This window comes from Streptomyces torulosus (genome assembly GCF_001419765.1).
Classification (GTDB): Bacteria; Actinomycetota; Actinomycetes; order Streptomycetales; family Streptomycetaceae; genus Streptomyces; species Streptomyces torulosus.
Map to the genome: position 1 here is coordinate 1 of NZ_LIRK01000853.1, position 5,198 is coordinate 5,198.

General features: G+C 71.9%; 5 protein-coding genes and 2 pseudogenes. 4 read left to right on the plus strand and 3 right to left on the minus strand.

Annotation, left to right across the window (positions count from 1 at the left end; translation table 11 throughout):
• From AOK23_RS41350 to AOK23_RS41360, 3 genes are all read right to left on the minus strand, one after another.
• Positions 1–1,180: S1 family peptidase (locus AOK23_RS41350; RefSeq protein WP_240496813.1), on the minus strand; the 1,180-nt coding region annotated here is incomplete at its 3' end.
• Between the two features lie 98 nt (positions 1,181–1,278).
• A complete protein-coding gene (locus tag AOK23_RS49125; RefSeq protein ID WP_206336433.1) occupies positions 1,279–1,800 on the minus strand; it encodes a GNAT family N-acetyltransferase in 522 nt (173 codons plus the stop codon).
• Entirely contained in the window at positions 1,797–2,639 is an 843-nt protein-coding gene (locus tag AOK23_RS41360) for an SAM-dependent methyltransferase (protein WP_055717548.1), read from the minus strand. The genes AOK23_RS49125 and AOK23_RS41360 overlap by 4 nt, the downstream gene beginning before the upstream one ends.
• A gap of 262 nt (positions 2,640–2,901) precedes the next feature.
• Here AOK23_RS41360 and AOK23_RS41365 point away from each other — a divergent pair, with 262 nt between their 5' ends.
• From AOK23_RS41365 to AOK23_RS41380, 4 genes and pseudogenes are all read left to right on the plus strand, one after another.
• Positions 2,902–3,537, plus strand: a complete 636-nt coding sequence (locus AOK23_RS41365; protein WP_055717549.1) for an HAD family acid phosphatase — start codon at positions 2,902–2,904, stop codon at positions 3,535–3,537.
• A 79-nt stretch (positions 3,538–3,616) separates the two neighbouring features.
• A complete protein-coding gene (locus AOK23_RS41370) occupies positions 3,617–4,009 on the plus strand; it encodes a PPOX class F420-dependent oxidoreductase (protein ID WP_055717550.1) in 393 nt (130 codons plus the stop codon).
• Positions 4,010–4,091: 82 nt separating this feature from the next.
• A pseudogene (locus AOK23_RS41375) lies at positions 4,092–4,685 on the plus strand (sensor histidine kinase); the annotation flags it as partial.
• 82 nt (positions 4,686–4,767) lie between these two features.
• Positions 4,768–5,198, plus strand: a pseudogene (locus tag AOK23_RS41380) (peptidoglycan-binding protein); the annotation flags it as partial.

Consider the following 5,198-nt stretch of genomic DNA (forward strand, 5'->3'; position numbering starts at 1 on the left):
GCTCCACGGCCCCCGGCGCGGCGGCCCCCTGCTCCGCGTCGTCGGAGGGCGCGTCGGCACCGGCGGTCGCCTGGGCCTGCGGAACACCCGCCAGCTGGACGTTCAACTCGTCGAGGGCGTCCCCCAGCGGCTGGAAGAAGGTCGTCCCGCCCTGGGTGCAGTCACCGTTGCCGCCCGAGGTGACGCCGAGGGCCACACCCTCCGAGAACAGCGGGCCGCCGCTGTCGCCGGGCTCCGCGCACACCGTGGTCTCGATGAGTCCGGAGACCGTGCCCTCCGGATAGTTGACCGTCGCGTCGAGGCCGGTCACCTCACCGTTGCGGAAACCGCTCGTGCTGCCGCTGCGGAACACCCGCTGGCCGACCGCCGCGTCACCGATCCCCGTGATGCGCACCCCGCGCCCGTCGCCGACGGCGACGACATTGCTCGCGTTGCTCGGCGCGTCCTTGAGGTACTGCACGAGCGAGAAGTCGTTGCCGGGGAAGCTCGACTCGACGGTCCGGCCGATCTCCTCCCGGCCCTGGTTGTCGGAGAACCACACCGAGCCCGTCGGACCGCAGTGCCCGGCGGTCAGCATGAACGCGTTCTCCCCGTCGGTGACGTTGAAGCCGATCGAACAGCGTCCCCCCGTCCCGAAGATCGGCTGAGCGCCGTTGAGCCGCATCGTGTACGCGCCCTTGGTGCGCTCCATCCGCACCGAGCCGCCGATCTCCTCGGCGAGGTCCGTCAACTCGGCCCAGTCACCCTTGGAGACCGTGCTGTCGGCGCGCACCACGACCTCGTTGGACGCCGGGTCGATGGCCCAGGAGGTGCCCGGCACACGGGGCGCCGACCGCAGGGCCGCGGTGGCGGACCTCAGCTCCTTGCCGCTGTAGCGGACCATCTTGGGGCGGGCGCCGGCCTCCTTCACCTCGGCCGCCGCCTCCTCGTCGGTGACCGCGACGACGGGGCGCCCGTCGTCGGCGATCCAGGTGCCCGCCGTACGGGAGGAGCCGAGTCTGCTCACGAGGCCCGTGCCCGTGCCGGAGGCCGCCAGCACCGAACTGCGGGTCGCGGGCGGCGAGGTGGTGGGCTCGGTCGCCATCGCCGCCTGGGTGACCATCAGGCCCCCGCAGAGCAGTCCTCCCACGGCCGCAAGCCGTGCCACTCGCTTCACGACTCGTCGTCGTGCGTGCCTCATTACCTGGCTCCCGAACCCCGTACGGCACGGCGTCAACACCGCGAGGGCGTCCGGTCCTTGAGCGCCCTTCCCCTATACGTGCGGTGACGGGCGCGTGTTCACCAGTCGGCGTCGACATACCCCAACGTCCGGTTCATGGCGATCGCCCGGGTGTTGTCCGGGTGGTGCACCGTGCGGACCAGGCTGACCCCGCACATGCCCGCGAAGCCGATGCCGAACGTCTTCATCGCCACGGACAGGCCGCGCCCCCGGTGGCCGGCCCGCACCCCCGTCATCTCGTTGAACACGAACCCGGATGCGCGCCGGTCCGACGTCGCCGCCATCCCGACCCACCTCCCGCCGTCGAGGGCCAGCACGACGCCGCGCGGGTCGTAGGCGGGAACCTCGAAGCGGAGCCGGTGGTACTCGTCGTAGTCGTAGAAAGTGCCGCGGCCCGGGATGTCGGCCGAGCACTCCTTGTTGAGTGCGTACAAAGCGCGGCGGTGCTCCGGGGTGTCGCCGAGCTCCGAGAGCGTGGTCAGCCGGATGCCGGCCGTACGGCACTTGTCGACGTACGGCTGGAAACGGCCCAGGTCGAAGTCGGTGACGTCCAGTTGGAGCCGAACCCAGTCGATCGTCATCGGCGCTTGGCCCCCACTCCGCAGTACATGGCCACTTCCTCCGGTTCCCCGACGTCGTCGCCGATGCTCTCCGGGCGCCAGCGCGTGCACGACACCACGCCCGGTTCGAGGAGGTCCAGCCCGTCGAAGAAGCGGGCGACCGCCTCCGGGGTGCGCTGGTTCAGCCGAGGCGTGCCGTGCACGTTCCACCAGGCCGCCGCCGCGTCGACATCCGCCCACCCCGGCCCCGTGATGGTGTGGGACAGCACCAGATGGCTGCCCGCGGGCAGGGCGTCCATCAGCCGGCGCACGATGCCGTACGGGTCCTCGGCGTCGCCGACGAACGCCATCACGTCGAGCAGCATCAGCGCGACCGGTCGGCTCAGGTCCAGGGTCCGCGCGGTGTGTTCGAGGACCGAGTCGACATTGCGCACGTCCTCGTCGACATGGTCCGTGCGGCCCTCGGGCGAACTGGTCAGCAGGGCGCGGGCGTGCACCAGGACCAGCGGGTCGTTGTCGACGTAGACGACCCGCGCGTCCGGCGCGATCCGCTGGGCGACCTCATGGGTGTTGTCCGCGGTCGGCAGCCCCGCGCCGATGTCCAGGAACTGCCGGATACCCACGTCGGCGGCCAGATGACGCACGGCCCGCCCCAGGAACTGCCGGTCCGCGCGGGCGTAGTCGTGGATGCTCGGGTGCATCCGGCTGATCTCGTCCCCGGCTTTCCGGTCGACCTCGTAGTAGTCCCTGCCGCCGAGCCAGTAGTTCCAGATCCGCGCCGCGACCGGCCGGGTGGTGACGATACGGCTGTTCAGCGAGGAGGAGGGGAAGTCATCCGAGGCTGCCGGGTTGTCCGTCACGGCATCAGCTCCTGGATCTTCTGTGGCGTAAGCAGAGTCAACGGGCAATGTAGACCCGTTGGTTGGCCTTTGCCGAGTCTTCTGCGATCTTCACCGCGACCGGATGCCGTCCCCGCTCCGAGCCCGCAGTTTTTTGATCGTCGCGACCCCTCTACCAATCAGTAACTCTCGGGTAGTCTCCCGGCCACTGATGGGCATGACCATGACGAGTGCGGCGACGGTTCGAACGACCTCGCCGCTTTCACATGCGAAGGGGACGAACATGACAGCTAGCGGTGTGGGACGCCGCGTCACGACGGTCGCCGCGGTGGCCGTCCTGGGTCTGGGCGGTTCGCTGACCGCCGCGGTACCGGCGGCCGCCGCCCCGAGCCGGGCCGCAGTGAGCGCGGCCGCGGCCGCCGAGGTCGACTACGCCACCTGGCAGAAGGACGTGAAGGCCGTCGTCGACACGGCGACGCCCTATGTGCAGCAGCGCACCACGAACACGTCCGGGCGCAAGCTCGCCATCGTCTTCGACATCGACAACACCACGCTGGAGACGCACTACACGCCCTGGTACAAGCTGCCCACGCCGGCGCTGAAGCCCTCCCTCCAGCTGGCCCAGTACGCCAAGTCCCGCGGCGTCTCCGTCTTCTTCGTCACCGCCCGCCCGGGCATCATCGAGAGCATCACCGAGTGGAACCTGAAGTCCGTCGGCTACCCCGTCGACGGCCTCTACGTCCGTGACCTGCCCGACCTGTTCGCCGAGGTCTCCGCGTACAAGACCGCCTCCCGCGCGGACATCGAGTCGGACGGCTACACGATCATCGCGAACGTCGGCAACAACACCACCGACCTCGTCGGCGGCCACGCCGAGCGCACCTTCAAGCTCCCGGACTACGACGGCCTGCTCGACTGACGCCGCCCCGTCCTCGCGAGCCGCTCATCGCGGTGCGGCCGCCGATCCACACCGGCGGCCGCACACCTAGACTCCGCCCATGGCCGACACCACACTCGACGCTCTCGGCGCGGGCAAGTACCTGCTGATCACCACCTACCGCAAGAACGGCACCGCCGTCCCCACCCCGGTATGGGTGGTGCGGGACGGTGACGCGCTCGGCGTCTGGACGGTCGCCGACTCCTGGAAGGTCAAGCGGATCCGCAACCGCGCCGATGTCGTCGTCGGCCCCTGCGACGTCCGCGGCAATCCCACCGGGGACTCCGTCCCCGCCCGCGCCGAGATCCTCGACGCGGCCGGTTCCGCCGCCTACCGCCGCCTCATCGCCCGCAAGTACGGCATCCTCGGCCGCCTCACCCTCCTGGGCAGCCGGCTCCGCCGGGGCACGGACGGCACCCTCGGCATCCGCGTCACCCTGACGCCTGACGCCTGACGGGTCAGGAACGCTCGCCGGCGAGGCCCGTCCACCAGGCCCACGCGGCGATCTCGACGCGGTTCCGGGCGGCGAGCTTCAGCTGGAGACGCAGGTCGCGCGGATGATGGGCACCGACCGGCCCGAACGGCTGGACCCGGTCCTCGCGGGCATCGAAGGGGCCGCGACCGAGGCGCTCGCGTCGATGCGCCGTACGGTCGGGGTCCTGCGGGAACACGACGACGGGACCGCGGCCGCCGACCGGCGGCCGGTGGGCGACCTCGCGGGCATCGACGACCTGGTGCGCGGGTTCGACGGAGTCGGCGGCGTCGACGGCCGCACGGCCCTGCTCCACCACGACCCCTCGGTCCCGCACGACCTGCCGCACGAGGTGCAGGCCGCCGCCTTCCGCGTGGTGCAGGAGTCCCTGACCAACGTCCGCCGCCACGCCGCCGACGCCACCGAGGTCGCCGTCGCTCTCCGCTGGGCCGGCGACGCCCTGGAGGTCTCGGTGCGCGACGACGGCCGCGGCGGGGCCGTGCTGCCGGAGGCGGCCCGGGGCGGCGGCTTCGGACTGGTCGGGCTCACCGAACGCGTCACCGCGCTCGGCGGCCGGATCCAGGCCCGCGGCCGCACCGACGGGCCCGGCTGGGAAGTCGTCGCCGTGCTCCCGGCCGCCACGCCGGGCGGCGGATGAGCTGAACCCTCCGCCCGGTCCTCCCGTATCTCCTCACGGGGATGGCGGGAGACCGCTCGCACGGAAGGAGAACAGCGTGTCGATGCCGCCCGAACCAGGGCAGACGACGAAGCGTCCCACGATCGAACCCACGTACGTGATGCGACGCCGCCGGACCGAGGCCCTGGCGGAACTGCTACGTGAGTTCGAGCTGTACAAGGGGACGACGGCCCCCAAGGAGGAGTACGAGACCGTCGCCGTCCCGCCCGCACCCGCCCCGGACCGGCCGGCGGCACCGGACCCCGAACCCGCCCCCGAGCGGCTCCTGCCCCGGACGGACGAGTACGAGACCGAGGAACTCCCGCCGGTGCGGGTCGGCGAGGACTTCGCCACCGGCGCCGCCCCGCGCGCCGAGCGGCGGCCGAGGAGACGCCCGGCACCCGGCGGGGGAGCGGGCCTCAAACGCGCGGCGGTCGTCGTCGGCGTCGGCGCGGCGGCCCTCCTGGGCTTCGGCGCCGCGCTCCTCCTCCCCGG